Here is a 20,940-nt window from a genome sequence, read left to right as displayed (position 1 = left end):
GCTGTCAGCTCAGCATTTTTTGGTCAAACACTCCCGAAAGCTCTTGATACGAACGGCATTTGATCAGCTGGTTTACCGCCGACGGGTCATCCAACATGCTGCCGAGCAATTTGTACATGCTTTGCAAATCCGCTTTGTTCTCCTTTTCAACACAAAGCAGACAAACAAATTGAACACGCTGATTCTCCCAATCTATCGGTTTTTTCAGCGTACAAACGACCCAAAACGTTGTTTTCGTCTGCGGAACGAGCGGGTGCGGGATGGCAACAAGATTGCCGAAGCACGTTGGCGACATGGCTTCTCGTTCAAAAATGGAAGCGATGAGTTCATCATCTGCATAGCCGCAATCAACCGCTTTCCGCCCTAAAAATTGAATCACTTCTTCTTTTGAGCGCAGATCCTTCTGGAAGAAAACGAGGTCTTTTTTCAGGTAGCGGACCGCTTTTTCTTTTTCATCCCTTAGAATGGATTCTATTTTTGTAAAGTCGGTTCCGCCCAAGAGTGTGTTAACCTTCAGCACTGGTACAGGCAGCTCTTTTTTGATCGGGATGGTGCTGATGACAAAATCAATGGATTCATAGGATATCTGGTCAAGACTGTAATACTCAGCAGTTCCCAGAATATCGAGCCGCTTGCCGAAATGGGAACGGAGTTTTTCACGCAGAAGCTGGGCGCTCCCGGCACCTGATGCACACACAATGATACAGCGTTTCGGCGGGCTTTCTGTTTTTTTTCGTTCAATCGCGGCGCCAAAATGGAGGGCCAGATAACCCATTTCGTTTTCATGAATGTCGATGCCCGTTTCTTCCTTTATCACCATTCCCGCAATGATTCCGGCCTCAAAAGCGAGAGGATAATGTTCCTTGATCGCTGCCAGCATCGGATTTCGCAGGTTCATGCCGTATCGATTGCGGCTGATCGCCGGCTTCACATGCAGCGCCAAGCCAATTTTCAGCTCTTTGTCATGCAGAATGCCGAGCTTCAGTTCACGATCAACTGCCTTGATCATAGCAAAAGTCAGCTGATCGGTTTCTTCGTCTATTGAAAATGTGTCTTCCCCGCATTGGGATTGTGTCATTCGTTTTGTGCCGAGGAGATGCATGGCGATATAGGCCGCCTCGTCTTTCGGAAATGTAACGGCGAGAGCTGATTCCAGCTCTTTTACGATGGCTTTTGCAGCCTGATATTCTTTTTGATGCAGGATATGATCCATATCTTCCGGGAAAAGAGAGACATAGTTTTCCGTTCTGATTCGTTTACAAGCGATGGCGATATGAATGATGAGGTTATTCAGTCCCAAGTTAGAGAGAGGAATGCGGTCGTTTTTCATTTTTTTCAGGATGGCGGAACGGATGATCTCAATTTCTTCCTTCGGCAAAATATTAGCCTTTTCATTCAGAACATCAATCTCCGTTTCTCTTTCATCGACAATGTACTCAGCCATACAATATCTCATCTGCACCTCGTCCCCGCGCAGCTTGAAGCCGTAATTCGGTCGTGTTTCCATGACGATGCGGTAAGGCAGCAGCCGTTTCTTTACTTCTTTTAAATCCGTTTGCAGCGTAGATTTTGAGATAAATAGTTCTTCAGCCAATTCATCGAGCTTGAGGTAATGCTCCGCCAGCAGCAGCCGTTTCATAAGATAAATCATTCTCTCCTCCGGCAACACCGGCAGGGCCTTTTTTTGCTGAAATACATCTTGCAGCAGCGTTCTGAATGTCTGCTCATCCTGAATGCGGAGTTTGTAACCGGAGCCTCTTACCGATTGGACCCAGGCGCCATGACCGCTCAGCACACCTTGCAGTTCCTTTATATCATTGCGGACCGTCCGCGTCGTTACGTTTAATTGCGCGGCAAAAAACGAGCTAGTCACCGGGGATTCAGCCGCCATCAGCAAGCGCAGAATATCACGAAGTCGCCCATGAAGCATGAGAAAAACCTCCTATCAAGTAGATGCAGGGATAAAGTCAATAGGCAGAAAGGATGGTGAAGGAATGAAATGTATATAAATTCTATAATGGAGAGAATGGCAAGTCAATGAACATCGGGAGGACAAGAGGGGAAACGGACCCATAAAAAAACAGCCGGGTTCAGCCGGCTGTTCGGGATGAGGACGTGTTCTTTTGTTTTGACGCCTTCCGATCCTTCATGATTTTTCGTACAATCGGGTAAATGAGCGGCGCCCATTTGATAACGGTTTTGATCATCTTTTTCAAAGCTCCGATTCTCCCTTCTTTTTTCTCAACCATTCCCCTGATTCTCTTTTGCATAAACATGCTAACGCGACACGTACCTATTTCCCTTCACCCAGAAACGCCACGGATAATCGCGTGCCTCTCCGCTGTTGTCAATGCCGATGCGCGGGCCGGTTGAGATTTCTTCCGGTGTGTACCCGCTTTCAATGTAAAGGGGCTGTTCCGTGATCCAGCGTCCGTAGTCATTCATCGTGACGCCAAGCGCTTTCGTCAGCTTTCCAGGTCCGTTTGTCCATTCCCTCGGACGCCGGCCCGGCCTTCTCTCCTCCATTAACAGCTGCCCTTCATGGGGCTCAATCGCCCTGATTAGTACCGCTTGCGGGACATCCTCTTCTGCGGCAACGACATTCAGCAATGTATGGGTGTGCATGACGTATGTATACACCCGCCCAGCTTCCGCAAACATAATCTCAGTCCGCTTCGTCCGGCGGTTGTTAAAGCTGTGGGCCGCTCTGTCTCCAGCTCCCATATAGGCCTCTGTTTCCACAATATAGCCTGATGCTGTGCCTTCGTCTGTCTCTTTAACCAGAAGGCAGCCGAGAAGCGCCGGGGCAAGCTCAAGGGCGGTTTTTTGATAAAACGTGATGGGTAGCGGATGTCTTTCTCTCGTCACGAATCGACCTCTCCTTTTACCGATTTTTGTACATTGTACCATTCCCCAACCTGATGAAGAAAAACGGCTGTTTTAAAATCTTTCCATTCAGGGCATATTGTTATCGTTCAAAAAAGGAGGGCCAATCAATGAAAGATGAGCACCAAAACAAGCATCACGGAACAAATGCCCAAAGCAGCGAAGATACGCTTTCTCATAAGACATCCGGGAAAAACGAATCAGAGGATACTTTGACGAACAGGCAGGGGCACCCTGTCACTGACAACCAAAATGTGAGAACGGTCGGGAACAGAGGGCCTACAACACTTGAGAACTACGATTTTCTCGAAAAAATCAGCCACTTTGACCGTGAACGCATCCCGGAGCGGGTTGTCCACGCCAGAGGAGCGGGTGCACACGGGTATTTTGAAGCGTATGGAAGTTTTGGAGACGAACCGATTTCAAAGTATACCCGGGCCAAGCTGTTTCAGGAAAAAGGCAAGAAAACGCCGGCATTTGTCCGTTTTTCTACGGTGAATCATGGAAAACACTCACCCGAAACATTGAGAGACCCGCGCGGTTTTGCCGTGAAGCTTTATACCGAAGACGGAAACTGGGATTTGGTCGGGAACAACCTGAAAATCTTTTTTATTCGCGACCCGCTGAAATTTCCGGATCTTGTCCACGCATTTCAGCCTGATCCAGTGACCAACATCCAAGATGGTGAACGTATTTTCGACTTCATTTCCCAGTCTCCTGAAGCGACACATATGATCACCTTCTTATTTTCGCCTTGGGGCATTCCGGCCAACTACCGGCACATGCAGGGTTCAGGCGTACACGCCTATAAGTGGGTGAATGAGGAAGGCAAGGCCGTCCTCGTGAAATATCATTTCGAACCGAAGCAGGGCATCCGCAACCTGACACAGAAGGAAGCGGAAGAGATTCAAGGGAAAAACTTTAACCATGCAACACAGGATTTGTATGAAGCAATTGAAAATGGCGATTATCCGGAATGGGAAGTGTATGCCCAAATTATGAGCGATAATGAGCATCCTGAACTGGACTTTGATCCGCTTGATCCGACAAAGCTGTGGTATAAAGACGATTTTCCATGGAAGCCGATCGGCAAACTGGTTCTTAATAAAAATCCGGAAAACTTCCATGCGGAAGTGGAACAAGCTTCATTCGGAACGGGAGTGCTTGTCGATGGGCTTGATTTTTCAGATGATAAATTGCTGCAAGGGCGGACGTTTGCCTACTCTGATACGCAGCGCTACCGTGTAGGCGCAAATTACCTGCAGCTTCCGATCAACTCGCCGAATAAGCATGTCGCCACCAACCAGGAAGGCGGGCAAATGCAATATCGGGTCGATCGAGCAGAAGGCCAAAACCCGCACGTCAACTATGAGCCATCGATTATGGGCGGGCTGAAGGAAGCGAATCAGGATGGCAAAGATCATACGCCCCATGTCGAAGGTGATGTAAAGCGTGAAGCGCTCAACAGAACGAACAACTTCGGACAGGCTGGAGAGACCTACCGGAGATTTTCAGAATTTGAACGGAACGAATTGATCACGAATCTGGTTAATACACTTTCTACATGCCGAAAAGAAATTCAGGATCAAATGATAGAGAATTTCACAAAAGCTGATCCCGACTACGGAAAACGCGTGGCAGAAGGGCTGAAAAAAGCCACCGAAAACAACAGCAACGGACCGATCGGCACAACAGCGACTGAACAGGCTGCAATGCAAGCTGAACAGGAAAGTCATCCGTCTGACCCGTATTAAAACATCGAACAGGGCTTTTGGAAGTCCTGTTTTTTATTTTTCTATTGAAACGCTCTCAGCAATTGTGTTGTACTGGAAGAAAAAGGTGGAGAGGAAAGATGGAATTACAGCAGGACATGATGTCTCAGAAAAAAACAATCGGCGCTTTAGATCACGCCGTTTTCTTATGCATGATATTTTGTTTTTGGTTTTCAGGCTATATTTACGTCCCTGTATTCAGCCTGTATTTGGAGGACCTGCACTTTTCCTATGGCGCCATCGGCATCATTCTCGGCAGCTACGGGGTGACGCAAATTCTTCTTCGATTTCCGCTCGGCTTGCTGTCAGACATCCTGTTTTCTATACGCAAACAATTGTTAATTGGCGGGTTTGGGTTTTCCATCCTCAGCAGCCTGCTTTTTCTGCTGTTTGATTCTTTCTTCTTCGTGCTGGCCGCCCGGCTGTTTGCGGGGATCACCGCCTCTATGTGGGTCATGGCGACGATTTTATATGCACAATATTTCAACAGCGAAAACGCCTCAAAAGCAATGGGTATCATGCAGTTTTTCACCGTCATGCCTCAGTTTGTCAGCATTGTGTTCTGCGGGCTTGCGGCAGCCCACTTAGGCAGGCAGGTTCCGTTTTGGATGGCGCTGGCGGCCTCGGCCGCCGGTCTGGTAATTTGCTGCTTTATTAAAGACCCGTCGGCTTCTCCCGCGAATCGCGACACAATCGGTGTGCCGCAATACATCAAAGACACATTGCGGCTGCCGAAGCTCAAGCTTTTCACCATCCTCTCTATGACCGCCCACGCGGTGTTATTTATGACAGTGTTTGGTTTTACACCGCTTTACATTCATCAGCTCGGATTGGGTGACGCGGAGCTGCTTTGGGTGATGAGCGCCTTTTTCCTCCCTCACGCAGCCGCCACATTAAGCGTTGTGTTTCTGCGCATGACAAGCCGAATCGCTTACTCCGTGCTGCTCTCCAGTTTTGCTGTGACCGGAGCCTGTTTGCTATTCGTTCCGTTTTCAGCTACATTGTTCACGGTTTGCATCACGCACGCCTGCATCGGGATGGCGCTCGGTTTCGTGTTCCCTTTGCTGCTAAGCCATGTCGTCGATATCAGCTCAGCGCGTTTAAAAATGTCAGCCATGGGATTTTATCAATCGTTTTATGCGCTGGGCATCTTTACCGGCCCCCTTCTCGCCGGAAAAATCGCACAGATTTTCGGTTTGGCCGAGGTATTTTATGGAGCCGGATTGATGGCATTGGCCGCTTTGATGATGATGCTGGCCACAAAGCGAAAACTGATCAGTTAATAGCTTTCATACCGGCGGAAGCGCCACACAGAAAAAACGGCCAGAAGCATGATGCACAGAATGGAGAATGTGAGCGACCATCCGAAAAAGTCCGCCCGCTCTCCATGAAGAAGAATATGCTCCGCCTGCTTGCAAAGCTCAGCCGGCAGCCATTTCGCACCATCAGGAAAAAGCGAGACAGCAAAGGAAACGGCAGCCGTCAGCCCAATTCCGGCTGCCGCGGCTGCTCCGAGAGACCGAAACATCGTGCTTCCGGCAAGCCCTGCAGTAACAATAAACATCATCCAAAGAGAGTAGAGCCCGAGGCTTGCTGCAAAGCGGCTGAACGATGCGTGCTCAAACAATATCCGAACGTAATAATAAGCAAGTCCGTACCCAGCTGCAAACGACGCGATCCCGATCATGCTTTGGGTGATCCATTTGTTCAATATATACTGGGCTGCAGTCACAGGCCGCGACATAATCAGAGCCGTTACACCTTGATTTCTTTCATTCGCCACACTGCCCATGACACTGAAGATGATCAGCGCCATGCCAAGCGTGTTAAATTGGGAAAGCGTGCTCACCATCACCTCAGATCCGGAAGGCATGGTAAAACTGATTTTCATACCGTCTGGAAGGTTCCCCCCATGCGCAATGATTTCCGGCATATAATAAATGGTCAGCGGCTGTGTCAGCCCGACGATCATCATCGCAATGGGCAGCCAGATCAGCTTTCCGCTTCTCCAGCCTTCCAGCCATTCCTTTTGTAATAGCGTCATCATGACATTCATGCGTGCACCACCTTAAGATAGACGTCTTCGAGAGACTCTGTTTTCTGTTCAAAACGGGTGACTGTCAATCCCATTTGGATACAATCACTCAGCAATATCCTGCCAGAGCCTGTATCGCTTAGCTCAAAAACAGCTTGGGACGGATTCATATAGACAACATCGGATATATAAGGCTTCTCTTCAAGCCAGCCCTTCAGTTTCTCTTTCACAGTAAGAGTGAAAACATTCGTTTGATGCTGTTCTTTGAGCTGCTGTAAAGCGCCTTTCCATGAAATCTCGCCGCTTTTCATGATCACGACTTGATCACACACCTGCTCCGCATCGTGCAAAACATGAGTAGAAAACAAAACAGCCATATGTTTTTTCAGCTCCCGCATCATATCCAGCACCTCGATACGCCCTGAAGGGTCCAGGGCAGAAACCGGTTCATCCAAAATCAAAAGCTTCGGTTTATGAAGCAGAGCCTGAGCCAGACCGAGCCTTTGTTTCATGCCGCCAGAATAACCGCCGATTCTTTTGTTTGCCGCGTCCTGCAAACCGACAAACTCCAGCATTTCGCCTATTTTCTCTTGGCATTTTTTCTTTGAAAGGCCAGACAGTCTCCCGGCAAAGGTTAAAAATTCATTTGCCGTCATCCATGAATAAAAAGCCGGGTACTGCGGAAGGTAGCCGATCATACTGCGATCTGCCTTTTTCTCCCCGTACAGCTTGACCGTCCCGGAGGTGGGTGACAGCAGTCCGGACAGCATTTGAAGCGTGGTGGTTTTACCAGCCCCATTCGGTCCTAATAGAGCGACACACTCGTTCTCCATGACTTGAAAGCTGACATTCCGTACAGCTTGATGATGCCGGTATGATTTGCATAATGACTCAATAGATAGCATGCTCGCTCACCTTTGCTTTCTGCCGACGGTAAAAAATAAAATCGGCCCAATAATATTGATGCATATAATTACTGCTGCCCACATCCATTTCGGCCCGTTTGTCCGCTCTTCTTTCACACAGCTGATCAGGGCAAACACTGCCAGCACGGCCTGTAACACAATCAGCGGTACAATCATTTCCCAAGAAATATTCATTAGCTGATCCTCCTATTTTTTCGGTCAGGCCTTATCACAAAAAAGTAATAGCAAATCAGAGGCATCGGCACTTGAATCAGTCCGACAATTCCCCACACCCATGCCAGACGATCCCGTTTTTTCGCATCAATGAATAAAAAGATTCCCTGTGCCAATGCAATCAACACAAAAATCGTCAAATCTGTTTGGGACATCAGTGCTTCACCTCACGTTCGCCAAGGTATCGTTTTTTCTCAGCCGCAATCAAAATCGGCAGGACTGCCAGCGCACAGACCTGAAGCACGACAAAAGCAGCGGGAACTTGAGTAAATGCCAGAGTCGCCGCGCTTACCACCATCAGTGCACAGAACACAAATAAGATAACTTCTTTCAGCACGCTTTTTCTTCGTTCGGCTTTCATTTGTGACAGCTGATCAAGCAATTCTTTTTGACTCGGTATATTCGGGTTGGCGCATTGGTCAATTTTCTGCAATTCCGATTTTAAATGAACAGATCGCTTTTCTTTATTCATCAGTCCACTCCTTTCTGATTTGCTGGAGCCCTTTATGGACTCTGGACTTTACCGTGCCTTCTTTGATATGCATCATCATCCCGATATCAGCATAGGTATAGCCGTAATAGTGCCTTAATAAGACGGGCGTGCGCAGCTTCGGGTCAAGCTGAGAAAAGAGATCAAGCGTCTCGCTCCACTCAGAGCCTTTCATTGACACATCCCATTTGATCTTGCGTATCGTTTCCTCTGTAACAGCCAGATTTCGTTTCCATTCTCTCTTCCTCTTTTTCTGGTGATCAAGGTAGAGTCTTGACGCGATAGAGATCAGCCAAGTGGAGAATTTGGATCGGCCTTGAAAACTCCCCAGATGGACGTACCCTTTCAGAAAGGTTTCCTGAACCAGATCCTCGCTGATGTCAGGGTGAAGGGAAAGCTTTAACAAGTATTTATATAGAAAAGAATAATAATGCTGAAAAAGGGCTGTAAACGCCTCGTCGCTTCCCTCTTTCGCCTGCTGAATCAATTGCTGTTCTTCATTTGTATCCAACGGCCGCGATCCCCCCTTTTTTTGTTATCTTGCCTTATGAGACGACACCGGATTCCAGAGCGTTCAACTTTTTTTATAATTCTTTTGATCTATTGACTTCACTGGCCTCTCATCAGTTTTCGTGAACATCTAAATTTGTAAAGCGAAGTACAGTCTGTTAAGCTATGTTTTTATGTCTATTTCAAAATTTCATTATATATGGAGGACGATGCATTGAAAGTAGAAAGGCGAACGATTGAATATATTCCGAATGAAGAAAGACATGGTAAAGCAAAAGATTTATTTCCCGTATGGTTCGGGGCCAATATGCATATCACCACGTTAGTGACCGGTACTCTTCCCGTTGCAATGGGACTTAATCTGTTTTGGAGTGTTGCCGCTATTATTTGCGGAACCTTAATCGGTGCCATATTTATGGCTTCTCATTCCGCGCAAGGACCCCAGCTCGGCATCCCGCAAATGATTCAAAGCCGTGCCCAATTCGGCGTAATCGGAGCGATTCTTCCCCTCTTCTTAGTCATGTTTATCTACCTTGGTTTCTTCGCAAGCAGTACAATTCTGGCGGCCGGGACCTTAAGCAGCTTTGTTCCCATCCCGGGATCATGGAGCATTATAGGCTTAAGCGCCGCATGTTTTTTACTCACCATTTTCGGTCATGATTTGATTCACAAAATGCAAAAAATCCTTTCTTGGACCTCTTTTGCCGTATTTTTTGCTGCAACGATACTCATTTTCCAATTACCGATTCCGGCAGGCAGCTGGATGCCCGGGACGATCGACTTGCCCGTTTTCTTGGTGGCAGTCAGCGCCGTAGCAACTTGGCAGCTTGCCTATGCGCCTTATGTCGCCGATTATTCCAGATATTTGCCAATTAAAACACCGGCGTCCCAAACGTTTTGGTACAGCTACGCAGGAACATCTGTCAGCTCCATCTGGATGATGCTGCTCGGCGCGCTGCTGACCACGGCACTTCCTGATTTTACGACAAACTCAGGGACCCAGATTGTGCAATTGTTCGGTCCCTTCTCGTTCATTATGCTGATCATTGTTTTATTTGGCCAGATGGCGATTAATGTCTTTAACTTGTATGGAGCTTTTATGTCCACGACGACTACGCTTGAGCCGTTTCTGAAATTAAAAGTCACACCGAAAATCAGAATCATCATGATCCTTGGCGTCACCGTCGTCGGAACAGTCCTAAGCCTTCTCGGGCAAAGTAATTTTATGGAGCTGTTTTTGAATTTTATCTTTTTTATCAGTTATTTCTTAATTCCATGGACGGCGATCAATTTAGTGGATTACTACTTCGTCCGCCACGGGAACTATGAGGTCAAAGCGATGTTTGATGTCAACGGGCCATATGGAAGAGTCAATTGGATCACAACGATTGCTTTCATTCTGTCCATCTTGTTAGAAATTCCGTTTATCAATACATCCTTTTACATCGGGCCATTGGCAAAAATGTTTGGCGGCGGGGATATTGCATGGATTATCGGCTTAGCCGTGCCTTCTGTTCTATATTATGTACTCATGAAACCGCGCCTGAAAAAACGAGCGGCTTATCAAGAAAAGCTGTCTTCCCTATGAAGACAGCTTTTTTCATTCAAATCGTTTCCACACACGAGGCAACATGTCAGAGAGCTCGTGGGCGAGCAGCGTATGAGCAGAGTGTTCGTCAGTCCAAAGCTCGGCGCATGCACCGTGCAAGTATACGGCATTTAATACGGCATGTTTCGGGTCTTTGTGGCAGCAAAGCATGCCCAATATCATTCCCGTCAGTGTGTCGCCGGTTCCGCCTTTGGCGAGTGCCCCGTTTCCGGTCGGATTGCTCCAGCAGTCGCCATCGGGAAACGCGATGATGGTTTGATTTCCTTTTAACACGATCACCGTTTGCAGCTGAACCGCCCACTCCTTGGCATATTCTTCTCTTTTATTTTGCAAGTCTTTCACCGGAACCCCTGTCATTCGGGAAAACTCACCTGGATGCGGCGTAAGGATGACGGGCGCCTTCCGTTTCGGATACGTGCGCTTTGTCAGCGCCCCGGCATCCAAAATAACGGGGCAATCCTTCTCAAGGACTTGATCAACGGCCTGCTGCACCCTCTCTGTTTGCGGAAGCCCCGAACCGATCGCAATTGCCCGGTACGTCTCTTCAAGGCGAGAGCCCGCCGCTTTTTCCCAGCCGTCACGCCAATACGTGGCCTCCGGCAGAACCGGAACGATCAGCGGGATCACGCTTTCAGACGTGCCGATGACAAGCTTGCCGAGACCGCTCCGCATGGCACCAAGCCCGGCTAAAAGCGCAGCGCCCGGCATGTCGTCGCTTCCCGCCAGAAGCAATGCGGTACCGTACGTGCCTTTATGGCTCTCCGCATCTCTTTCAGGAAGCGAGGCCCTCACATGCTCCTCCGTCCAAATTGGAATATTCATCTCTATCCCTCCTCTGCTTTCTCTTCCTATTTTTCCTGTACCTTTTCTATTTCAAACAAAAAAAGACAGCCTTAGGGAGCTGTCTTATTTCACAGGAACATCAAGATGATACAGGCGGCGATACCGTTCGTTTGCCGCCAGCAGTTCCTCATGCGTTCCTTCCATTTCTGTTTTGCCGTTTTCGAGAAACACAATTTTATCCGCCGCTTCCACTCCCGCGAGGTGGTGCGTAATCCATAAAATCGTTTTTCCTTTCAGTACGTCAAACACCGTATTCATTAGTTCGCGTTCTGTAATGGGATCGAGTCCGACTGTCGGCTCATCGAGGATGATGATCGGCGTATCCTGCAGCAAAATCCGGGCGAGTGCGATCCGCTGGCGCTCCCCTCCGGAAAACCGGATGCCGGTTTCCTGAACAGATGTATGATATCCGTCAGGCAGTGACTCAATATAATCATGCAACTTCACCTGCTTTGCAGCACGGCGCACATCCTCGTCGCTTGCGTCGCCATTTCCAAGCCTGATGTTGTTCAGAATGCTTGTATCAAACAGATGAGGTTTTTGATTTAACACAGCTACCGTATCAGCAATCTGATCCTTTAACAGCTCGGTCTCCACTCCGTTTAACGTCACAGATCCTGAATTCGGCTTTAAGGCGCCCTCGATTAATGCGAGCGACGTTGATTTCCCAGACCCGCTCCGGCCGAGCAGCGCCATTTTTTCTCCTTGGCCCAGCGTAAAGGAAAAGCCGTTCAGCACTCGGCTGCTGTTATCATAAGCAAACGCCACATCACGAAAGGACAGTGTGACATCTTGGAGATCGAGCGTTTCAGCCGCTGATTCTGTTTGTGACGCTTCCGTTTGAGGGGCTACCTTGTTCATGCGTCTGATGGAATCCTGATAGCCGGGCACTTCGCCCAAAGCATCTGAAAGCGGCAGAAAGGCTTCCGTCAAAGGGAACACCACTAGCACAAAGGCCGCAATCATCGTTTTGGCGAGTTCGCCGTCCGCATGCTGCCCCGCCGTCCAAAACAGCATCAGCAAAATGAGGCCCGCGACAAAGCATTGCGCGGCGAAATCCCGCCATCTTGTGAAGCGCTGTTTGTTCCGTTCAAGCTCAAACCAAGCATGTTCTTCTTTTTCATAGGAATCAATAAAAGCATGCCGGCGTCCGCTGAACATCCAGTCGCTGACACCCATCACGGCATCTGTCAGCCGGCTGTACAGCACATTCCGCCCGCTTTTCAGCTTCGCATTCTTCGCTCTCGTCACGAGCAAAGACACAACCGGAAACAGTATAACAAGAACAAACAAGTAAAGCGCAAGCAATATGGCAAACGGCCAAGAGAAGAAGCCAAGCGCGATTACTGAAACAGCATATAGAAGCAAGGCCGAGATCGCAGGAAAAATCGTTTTTAAGAAGGCATCCTGCAAATGCTCAATATCCTCCGACAAAATGCCGAGCATATCCCCCGTGCGAAATCGGGAACGCAGCATCAAAGCACCCGGCTCAAGCATGTTGTAAAGGCGGACGCGCATGTCGGACACGATTTTTAAAATGATGTGATGGCCGACAAGGCGTTCCGCATATCGTGACACAGACCGTGCAATCCCAAAGGTGCGCACAGCGACAATCGGCACATAAATGAGCAGGATGTTTTCCGGCCTTGTCGCCGCCTTCGAGATCAAAAACCCTGAGGTGAACATGAGAAAAGCAGCAGAAAAAATCGTCACCGCTCCCAACAAGATAACCAGAACGAAAAGGCGGGCATTTTGCTTGATATACGGCAGAATCCATTCTTCTTTCTTCATGCTCTTTCCCCCAGTTGCGCCTTCACCAGTTTGGTGTACACACCGTTTGTCGCCAGTAATTCATCGTGAGTCCCGATTTCCGCAACCCTGCCCCCGTCAAGCACGATGATTTCATCCATATCGAGCATCCAGTGAAGGCGGTGTGTCGCGAGAAAGACGAGCTTATCCTCAAATAAATCCAGCATCGTTTCTTTTAATTCATATTCTGTTTCGATATCAAGATGGGCGGTCGGCTCATCCAGCAGCAGGATTGGGCGGTTACCTAAAAAAGCGCGGGCCAGTGCGACACGCTGAGCCTGGCCGCCGCTGAGCGCCCGGCCGCCTTCCCCGATCCGTCCCTCTAATCCGTCCGGAAGTTTGTCCACCAGCTCCGTCAGCCCCGCCGAGGCAGCGGCGCGGGCTGTATCCTCGGCCGACGCGCTTGGATGGTAAAAGCGAATGTTGTTCGCCAGCGTGTCATCAAAAATGTACGGATGCTGCGGGATATAAAGGAGGTTTTTCTGCCAGCTTCCGTCCTGCAAGTGGGACCGGCTTGAGCCATTGACCTCGATCATACCGTCATCAGGCTCCAAAAATCCGCCAAGGACATCAATGAATGTTGATTTCCCGGCACCGCTTGCACCGATGATGCCGATTTTTTTCTTGCCTTTCAATGACAAATCAATATCGGACACCGACCGGCCGACTGACACGCCGGACACTTTCAGCTCATCCTGTTCGGACCACGTCCCAAGCTGAAGCGGCGCCTCTTTTTTAAAACCAGGCTGCGACAAAATCTCTTGAATGGTTTTGCCTGCTTCCTGTCCGTTCAGCGTTGCATGATAATCATTCCCCACTTCCCGCACCGGCAGAAAATACTCAGGTGCCAGAATGAGCGCCGTTAAGGCGGGACCAAGCAAAATATCTCCGTCAATAAGGCGCAGGCCCAAAAACACTGCAACTGTCGCCACTGACAGCATCGTGAAAAAATCGAGGGCGAATGAAGATAAAAATGCCACCCGAAGTGTGCTCATCGTTGCTTTGCGATACCGCTCACTAACGTAGAAAATGTTTTTGCTGTGCGACTTGCTCAAACCTAAAAAACGCAATGTCTCCAGCCCGCGAAGAGAATCAACAAAATGATTGGAAAGTCTCTGATAGGATTTCCACTGGCGATCCGCTTTTCTCTGCGCGACAAGGCCGAGGAGAATCATAAAGATGATCAGAATCGGCATCGCAGCGGCTAAAATGACGGCTGACGTGCGATCCTGAAAAAACACATAAATGACAACCGCCGCCGGCACAATCGCCATGCTGACCATTTTCGGCAGAAACAGCTCCAGGTAGCGGCGGAACTGGCTGATGCCTTCCATCGCCAGCGTCACCATTTGCCCCGTCCCCTCTTTCTTTGCAAAGCGGGGACCTAACCGGAACAGCTGATCAAGAAAACTCTTTCTCAAATCGGCTCCTGTCCGGGCGGCATATTGATAGACGATTTTCTGGCGTGCCACCGTCACCCCGTGCCGGGCGACAAAAGCGATGAGGAAAAAGCCGATCACCGGAAACAGGGAGGCCATGCTCTTCCCGTTGAACAGTCCGGTTACGGCTTCACTCAGCCACTCTGCCTGCATAATAATGGCAGCTGTCTGAATCAGCGTTAAACAAGTAATCACGGTGAGAATCCGCTTCATTCCTTTATATCGAAACAGGTCTTTTCCCATTAATAAGTCATAGGCTCCTTATGGCTGACGCGCTTCCGGAAGACATAATAGCTCCAGATCTGACTGCCGATTACAAACGGCAATAGGGTTAATGCCGCAATTGACATGACTTTAAGCGAATAATCACCGGAAGAAGCGTTAGCTACTGTTAAATCGTACGCGCTTTGAAGCGAGCTGACCATGACCCGAGGGAATAATGAAATAAAGATCATTCCTACAGTCAGCGCCAGCCCCGCGCCAGTCATCCCAAATGTCCAGCCGTCTTTTTTCTTACGGATAAAGACAGCCGCGAGCATAAAGCAGATGACAATCAAAACAACGAGCGGAATGGTTATCTCGCCGCGGCGTGTAAACATGTCTGTCTGATAGGCAGAAAGAGCCGCGAAAGCTAGAACCACTACAAAAACAACACCCATTATCTTTTGCGCCATGTTCCGGGCGCGGTTTTGCAAATCACCGATCGTACGCAGCGTGATAAACATTAATCCGTGCTGGAAGCAAAGAAGTGTTACAGTCACACCGCCAAGTACAGAGTACACATTGAAATAATCGGATACTTGCGCGTGAATGTTCATATCGGCATCAATCGGCATCCCGCGGAATAATGTCGCGAACAGCACACCAAGCACAAACGGAGGAATCAGACTGCCGAAGAAAACGACCCAGTCCCAAACCTTTACCCATTTTAAATGATCAACCTTGCCGCGGAATTCAAACGCGACCCCGCGGCCTATTAATGCAAGCAGCACAATGACAAACGGAATGTAATAACCGCTCAGCATCGTTGCATACCAGTTCGGAAATGCCGCGAAAATGGCGCCTGCACCAGTCAAAAGCCATACTTCATTCGCATCCCAAAACGGTCCGATCGTGTTGATCAGCACTCTGCGTTCTAATTCATTATGGCCAAGAAAACGGGTCGCCATGCCGACCCCGAAATCAAAGCCTTCTAAAAAGAAGAAACCTACAAACAATACAGCAACGAGTATAAACCAAAGATCATGAAGAGACATGGTATACCTCCTGACTAAATGGATCTGTTGATACAGGAGCATCATGATGATCACCATGCTCCGCGCCTTTTTTAATTTCACGGACGAATAAGAAGGCAAGCAGCGCCCCCAGAATCAAGTACATCACACCGAACGCGATGATTGAGAATAACAGGGAGCCGGCTGTTACGTTAGGCGACACAGATTGAGCGGTTGTCATTAAGCCCATAACCGTCCAAGGCTGGCGTCCGATTTCTGTCATAATCCAGCCCGCGGAGTTCGCAATAAACGGGAAGGAAATCAACGCGATCATGATGCGCAAATACCATTTGCTGTTTTCAAGCTTTTTGCGGCGGTTTAACCAAAGGCCGCCTAACGCAGCAAGAATCATGACAACACCTGCGCCAACCATGATGCGGAAGCTCCAGAATGTCGTTTTTACAGGCGGAATGTAGTCGCCTTTTCCGTATATTTTTTCGTACTCAGCCTGAAGTGTTTTCATCCCTTTGACACTTCCGCTGAATTTTTGATACGCCAAGTAGCTCAAAGCATAAGGAACTTTGATTTCATTTGAGCTTTTTTCATTTGTTGTATCAATCGTGGCAAAAGCCGTCCAAGCAGCAGGGTCACCGCTGTCTTCCCAAAGGCCTTCGCTGGCAGCCATTTTCATCGGCTGTGATTCCATCAAGTGCTCAGCCTGCGCGTGTCCGCTAAGTGCGACGCCAAGACCGGCACAAAGGCCGACAATCATTGCGAGTTTAAAAGATTGTTTGAAAAACGGCACTTCTTTTTTCTTCAATAGTTTAAAAGCACTCACTCCGGCGATAAAGAAAGCCCCGGTGGCAAGCGCACCGAAAATGACGTGCGGAAATTCAACCCAAAGCTGAGGGTTTGTAATCAGCGCGGCAAAGTCGTTCATTTCCGCGCGGCCATTTTTGATCGTAAAGCCGACAGGCTCCTGCATAAAGGAGTTCGCGGTTAAAATCCAGAAAGACGACATAATCGTTCCAAATGATACGAGCCAAATGCAGAGAACGTGAATTTTTTTCGGCAGGCGGTCCCAGCCGAAAATCCACAATCCGATAAAGATCGATTCCATGAAAAACGCCAATAATGCTTCAATCGCAAGCGGAGCGCCAAATACATCTCCGACAAAACGGGAGTAATCAGACCAGTTCATTCCAAACTGGAATTCTTGCAAAATCCCCGTTACAACACCGACTGCAAAATTGATTAAGAATAAGTGTCCCCAAAACTTTGCCATTTTGAGGTACAGCTCATTTTTTTTCACAAGATAAAGAGTCTCCATCAACGCAACCATAAACACAAGCCCAATAGACAACGGCACAAACAAGAAGTGAAACAATGTTGTTGATGCAAATTGAATGCGGGCTAAAACTAATTCACTCATGCTTTCTCCTCCATTTCCGGTTAAAAACTGCATTTTGCTCACTATTTCACAAATAAAAGCGATACTTTGATCACCAATTCACAAAGCAGACGAAAAAAAATATTTGTTCAATATTTCACAAACATGTCAAAAAATCATTCAATATGATTCCTGATTGCCAGACTGATCAAATGACACATTCTCTTACTGGTTCATATTAAGTACTTTACAACGATTTATTTCAAAAATAAAGACCAAAATACCTAAAAAGTCCCGCACTGTGTGACGGATTATTGTCTATTTTGTTGAGGATTTATGACGGATGCTAGGATAAATGACCCTTTATTATCGTACATCAACATTTCGTTCCTTGCGAATAAAATGCTTGTCCGTCACCAGCCCTCGCTTCTCAGCACTCCGTCATAGACCGTTTTTAGTCGGAATGCCTCTTTCTATTTGAACCGGGAAGATTTGAAAACCTGAATAGTAAATTTTTAATATATTAAACATTTCAATTTTTTAGTATAATTCATGTAGTGAACAATTTCACTGCATCAAGAATAGGGGAGGTTTTTCAATGGGAGAGCTTCAAACCCAAATGCAATTGCAAACGGATACAATTCACGAAGGGGTTCGAAAAGAGAATTGGTTTGCGAGAGCCATGAATATAAAAGTAGGCATTATACCGCTTCCTGTGTATGCCTTGCTGTTTATATTAATCACTGTTTTTGTTATGCATCACGATGTGAAAAGTGACATCTTGACATCCATTGCCGTCATGGCTTTTTTCGGGTTTACCTTTGCCCAAATCGGTAAATCGATACCGATTGTTCGTTCTATCGGCGGCCCAGCCATCCTAGCTACTTTTATTCCGTCCGCTGTCGTCTACTATCACCTGCTGCCTAATGATATCGTCAAATCCACCACAGAATTTACAGAAAACTCAAACTTTCTATACTTATTTATCGCTGGGATTGTCGTCGGAAGCATCCTCGGCATGAAAAGAGAAACACTCATAAAAGCATTCATGAAAATCTTTATTCCGCTTATTGCCGGTTCTGTCGCAGCCGCTATTGTCGGACTGGCTGTCGGCACATCGCTCGGGCTCGGATTTCAGCACACATTGCTGTACATCGTCATCCCTATCATGGCAGGGGGTGTCGGAGAAGGCGCTATCCCGCTGTCCATCGGTTATTCTGACATCATGCCGATGTCTCAAGGGGAAGCGTTTGCACTTGTTCTGCCGTCGATCATGCTGGGCAGTCTGTGCGCGATCATTCTAGCGGGATTGCTGAACAGAATCGGTAAGAAAAAACCGGAATGGACAGGCAACGGCAAAGTGGACCGATCTGAAGAAGAGTCCCCTGCGCTGGAAGAATCGCAAAGCGGACAGCAAATGTTCAACCTTTCCTTATTTGCGTCAGGCGGTATCCTTGCTGTTTCTTTATACTTAGTCGGCATGCTCGCTCACGACTTTTTTGGATTTCCGGCACCCGTTGCCATGCTGTTACTGGCTGTTCTGATTAAGCTGTTCAGATTGGCGCCCGCCTCAATTGAAAATGGCGCGTTTGGGGTGTCCCGCTTCTTTTCAACCGCTGTGACCTACCCGCTGCTCTTTGCGATCGGGGTGTCCATGACGCCGTGGGACAAGCTTGTCGCCGCCTTTAATCTCAACAACATCATTACGATTCTGTCTGTCGTTGTGACCATGATGGCCGTCGGCTTCTTCACCGGAAAGTGGCTGAACATGTATCCGATTGAGACCGCCATTATCAATGCGTGCCACTCAGGACAAGGCGGCACCGGGGACGTCGCCATTTTAAGCGCCGCAGAAAGGCTTGAATTGATGCCATTCGCCCAGGTGTCTACCCGAATCGGGGGAGCCATTACAGTGTCCTTAACCTTATTGCTGCTTCACCAGTTTTATTGATACACCGCAAGCAAGTTCTTCGTCAAACGAAAGAGCTTGCTTTTTTTACATATTCCTGTTTTTGCAAATTCCCGCGCCATGGTATAGTAATAGTTGGAAATACCAGATAGAAAGGACTCTAGCATGCCTATGGGAATAGATCTATTTCTCGTTATGATTCTCGGGCTGGGATTATATTTTATATCAGCCCTGGCAGCAAAACTCATTCCGTTCATAGACTTCTGGATTGACATCGTTCTTTGGGTTTGCGCTGCTGTTTATATCTTCTCTCATCAATCATTCATGGACGGCATTGTCTCGATCGCGACAATGTTTTACTGTTATTGGACCGCAATGGATCTCACAGTGTCAGAACGTGCGGAAAAACCTTCGGGAGACTGGCAGGAAATCGAGCTTGCCAGAAACAAAACACGCCTCCTGTCAGACATCATGCTGACCGCCGTTGTGTTTGCGGGCGCCATTATTTTTTTCATCTATGGACCTGATCCAAGCGCTCTCAAATATGTGATCCTTTTCGGCATGATCTCCGGCGGAGGAGCACTTGTAAAACGAATATGGAATGTTTTCAGTGTAACCGTTTTGTATTCGGCGTCCTTAGAAAAATTGCACATCAGCTCGCGTTATGAAACCCGTACATACCCGCTTTCCGATTTGAAAGACATCCAGCTTGAATCAACAGCCGATCTCTTAAAGCTCCATCCGCTTCTGACGATGTATTCATCTCGTGTAGATTTGACAACAAGCTTTCAGCAAGTCATCAAACTGTCCCTTCCCGGTGAAACGCTGTTTCTGACAGTGAAGGAACCGCAAAGATGGAAAGCGATTCTCCGGGAATACACAGACGCGGAAAACAACGAGGACACTGTGATTTCTGTTTTGCCGTTTTATCATAGAAAAAATGTGAAGCGGCTGCTTGGGAAGCTTTATTTTGCCGCCAGCGTAAAAGGCGTGTCAGCTTACGCCTTACTGGTGCTCGCATTATACGGATTACAAACCTCTCCATGGGTCATGGCCGTTGCCGTGATGTTGTACTGGATTTTCAATATGTACCTGTCAGACATTGTTTTGCGGGCGGCAATGGATGCCAAGCCTTGTCATCATCCGCATGTACAGACAGCGGCCGACAAAATTTTCCACAAAGCCGGCATTTCCCATGTCCGCATATACGAGACGGAGAGTGATGATTACAACGGAATGGCAGTCGGCATGAATGTCGGAAGGTCAATGGTCATTCTGACAAGCGCCACACTAACACTTCCGCAGCGTGTCATCGAAGGCATTGTGGCCCATGAAGCGATTCATATTAAAAAACGTGACGTTTTGTCATCACAGCTTTTGCGTTTTCTATATCTTGGAGCCGTCGTTGGGATCATCCTCTTATTTGAGCAGCATATCGCCCATCCCGCGGACCATAAAGTGGCGCTTTGGGTCTTCATCATGGCAATCATCATCCTGTTTCAGCTCTATCAATCCTTTTGTTCACAATGGATGGAGGTGCGCGCTGACAACCTTGGCGCCTCACTGTTGGAAGGCGGGTACAAACAAATGGCGGAAGCATTGAGGATCTTGGCGGTTCGGCAGGATGAGGATATACAGAAACAAAGCGCCTACAGCTCTGAAGCAGATGAGGACGAGCTTACCATTGACTCTCTCTCCCGTGATAAAAGCTGGCTTTTCAGATTCATTGATTTTCAGTTCGCACCTCATCCCCCTATGTATTGGCGTGTCAGCACGTTATTGTCAAACAAAGGACACGGGGTGTTGAAGCGCTGGTTCAGAGACCGGCTGAAGGAATCGATTTCTCTGAAATGAAACCGGCCAGCGTTTCGTTCGTATAACAGATATGGTGAAAA

19 protein-coding genes are annotated in these 20,940 nt (G+C 48.0%); 5 read left to right on the top strand and 14 right to left on the bottom strand.

Annotated features, from left to right (window positions below):
- Positions 1 to 4: 4 nt before the first annotated feature.
- From licR to JMN17_RS08015, 3 genes are all read right to left on the bottom strand, one after another.
- Positions 5 to 1,930 carry a transcriptional regulator LicR gene (licR, locus tag JMN17_RS08025; protein ID WP_202327862.1) on the bottom strand — a complete coding sequence of 642 codons (1,926 nt, stop codon included), beginning with the start codon at positions 1,928 to 1,930 and terminating at the stop codon, positions 5 to 7.
- 160 nt (positions 1,931 to 2,090) lie between these two features.
- Entirely contained in the window at positions 2,091 to 2,249 is a 159-nt protein-coding gene (locus JMN17_RS08020; protein WP_087993235.1) for a hypothetical protein, read from the bottom strand.
- Between the two features lie 28 nt (positions 2,250 to 2,277).
- Complete coding sequence (locus JMN17_RS08015) at positions 2,278 to 2,868, bottom strand: DNA-3-methyladenine glycosylase (RefSeq protein WP_087993236.1); 591 nt, start codon at positions 2,866 to 2,868, stop codon at positions 2,278 to 2,280.
- Between the two features lie 128 nt (positions 2,869 to 2,996).
- On the opposite strand from JMN17_RS08015, the gene katX reads away from it, so the two are divergent.
- Positions 2,997 to 4,640 carry a catalase KatX gene (gene katX, locus JMN17_RS08010; protein ID WP_087993237.1) on the top strand — a complete coding sequence of 548 codons (1,644 nt, stop codon included), beginning with the start codon at positions 2,997 to 2,999 and terminating at the stop codon, positions 4,638 to 4,640.
- Between the two features lie 98 nt (positions 4,641 to 4,738).
- Positions 4,739 to 5,941, top strand: coding sequence for an MFS transporter (locus tag JMN17_RS08005; RefSeq protein ID WP_202327861.1), 1,203 nt, complete (start codon positions 4,739 to 4,741; stop codon positions 5,939 to 5,941).
- Here JMN17_RS08005 and JMN17_RS08000 read toward each other — a convergent pair.
- The 6 genes from JMN17_RS08000 to sigY are packed head-to-tail and all read right to left on the bottom strand — an operon-like array spanning position 5,938 to position 8,833.
- Positions 5,938 to 6,714 carry an ABC transporter permease gene (locus tag JMN17_RS08000; protein WP_024123342.1) on the bottom strand — a complete coding sequence of 259 codons (777 nt, stop codon included), beginning with the start codon at positions 6,712 to 6,714 and terminating at the stop codon, positions 5,938 to 5,940. The genes JMN17_RS08005 and JMN17_RS08000 overlap by 4 nt on opposite strands.
- Positions 6,711 to 7,598 carry an ABC transporter ATP-binding protein gene (locus JMN17_RS07995; protein WP_024123343.1) on the bottom strand — a complete coding sequence of 296 codons (888 nt, stop codon included), beginning with the start codon at positions 7,596 to 7,598 and terminating at the stop codon, positions 6,711 to 6,713. The genes JMN17_RS08000 and JMN17_RS07995 overlap by 4 nt, the downstream gene beginning before the upstream one ends.
- A 6-nt stretch (positions 7,599 to 7,604) precedes the next feature.
- Positions 7,605 to 7,793 carry a sigma Y negative regulator YxlE gene (gene yxlE / locus JMN17_RS07990; RefSeq protein WP_024123344.1) on the bottom strand — a complete coding sequence of 63 codons (189 nt, stop codon included), beginning with the start codon at positions 7,791 to 7,793 and terminating at the stop codon, positions 7,605 to 7,607.
- Positions 7,793 to 7,987: a transcriptional regulator gene (locus JMN17_RS07985; RefSeq protein WP_087993239.1), complete on the bottom strand. Its 195-nt coding sequence runs from the start codon at positions 7,985 to 7,987 to the stop codon at positions 7,793 to 7,795. Before JMN17_RS07985 ends, yxlE begins: the two co-directional genes overlap by 1 nt.
- Entirely contained in the window at positions 7,987 to 8,304 is a 318-nt protein-coding gene (locus JMN17_RS07980; protein WP_087993240.1) for a YxlC family protein, read from the bottom strand. The genes JMN17_RS07985 and JMN17_RS07980 overlap by 1 nt, the downstream gene beginning before the upstream one ends.
- Positions 8,297 to 8,833 (bottom strand): RNA polymerase sigma factor SigY, encoded by a 537-nt coding sequence (sigY, locus tag JMN17_RS07975; protein ID WP_087993241.1) that lies wholly within the window; start codon positions 8,831 to 8,833, stop codon positions 8,297 to 8,299. The genes JMN17_RS07980 and sigY overlap by 8 nt, the downstream gene beginning before the upstream one ends.
- 213 nt (positions 8,834 to 9,046) lie before the next feature.
- Between sigY and JMN17_RS07970 the strand changes: the two genes are divergently transcribed.
- Positions 9,047 to 10,420, top strand: a complete 1,374-nt coding sequence (locus JMN17_RS07970; RefSeq protein WP_087993242.1) for a purine-cytosine permease family protein — start codon at positions 9,047 to 9,049, stop codon at positions 10,418 to 10,420.
- Positions 10,421 to 10,432: 12 nt separating this feature from the next.
- Here the strand turns inward: JMN17_RS07970 and JMN17_RS07965 are convergent, their stop codons facing one another.
- The 5 genes from JMN17_RS07965 to cydA all read right to left on the bottom strand — a co-directional run bounded on the left by JMN17_RS07965 (position 10,433) and on the right by cydA (position 17,178).
- Positions 10,433 to 11,263: an NAD(P)H-hydrate dehydratase gene (locus JMN17_RS07965; protein WP_087993243.1), complete on the bottom strand. Its 831-nt coding sequence runs from the start codon at positions 11,261 to 11,263 to the stop codon at positions 10,433 to 10,435.
- An 84-nt stretch (positions 11,264 to 11,347) separates the two neighbouring features.
- Positions 11,348 to 13,075 carry a thiol reductant ABC exporter subunit CydC gene (cydC, locus tag JMN17_RS07960; protein WP_202327860.1) on the bottom strand — a complete coding sequence of 576 codons (1,728 nt, stop codon included), beginning with the start codon at positions 13,073 to 13,075 and terminating at the stop codon, positions 11,348 to 11,350.
- Positions 13,072 to 14,775, bottom strand: a complete 1,704-nt coding sequence (gene cydD, locus JMN17_RS07955) for a thiol reductant ABC exporter subunit CydD (protein WP_202327859.1) — start codon at positions 14,773 to 14,775, stop codon at positions 13,072 to 13,074. Before cydD ends, cydC begins: the two co-directional genes overlap by 4 nt.
- Positions 14,775 to 15,788 (bottom strand): cytochrome d ubiquinol oxidase subunit II, encoded by a 1,014-nt coding sequence (gene cydB, locus JMN17_RS07950; protein WP_202327858.1) that lies wholly within the window; start codon positions 15,786 to 15,788, stop codon positions 14,775 to 14,777. Before cydB ends, cydD begins: the two co-directional genes overlap by 1 nt.
- The gene (cydA, locus tag JMN17_RS07945; RefSeq protein ID WP_087993246.1) at positions 15,775 to 17,178 is read right to left on the bottom strand and encodes a cytochrome ubiquinol oxidase subunit I; all 1,404 of its coding nucleotides are present in this window, start codon (positions 17,176 to 17,178) and stop codon (positions 15,775 to 15,777) included. The genes cydB and cydA overlap by 14 nt, the downstream gene beginning before the upstream one ends.
- A gap of 556 nt (positions 17,179 to 17,734) precedes the next feature.
- Between cydA and cimH the strand changes: the two genes are divergently transcribed.
- Entirely contained in the window at positions 17,735 to 19,087 is a 1,353-nt protein-coding gene (gene cimH, locus JMN17_RS07940; RefSeq protein WP_202327857.1) for a citrate/malate transporter CimH, read from the top strand.
- 123 nt (positions 19,088 to 19,210) lie between these two features.
- Complete coding sequence (locus tag JMN17_RS07935) at positions 19,211 to 20,899, top strand: M56 family metallopeptidase (RefSeq protein ID WP_202327856.1); 1,689 nt, start codon at positions 19,211 to 19,213, stop codon at positions 20,897 to 20,899.
- Positions 20,900 to 20,940 lie beyond the last annotated feature (41 nt).

The sequence above is a fragment of the Bacillus sp. RHFS10 genome, from assembly GCF_016757475.1.
Lineage (GTDB): Bacteria > Bacillota > Bacilli > Bacillales > Bacillaceae > Bacillus > Bacillus subtilis_G.
This window is presented reverse-complemented; position numbering and strand designations above follow the sequence as displayed.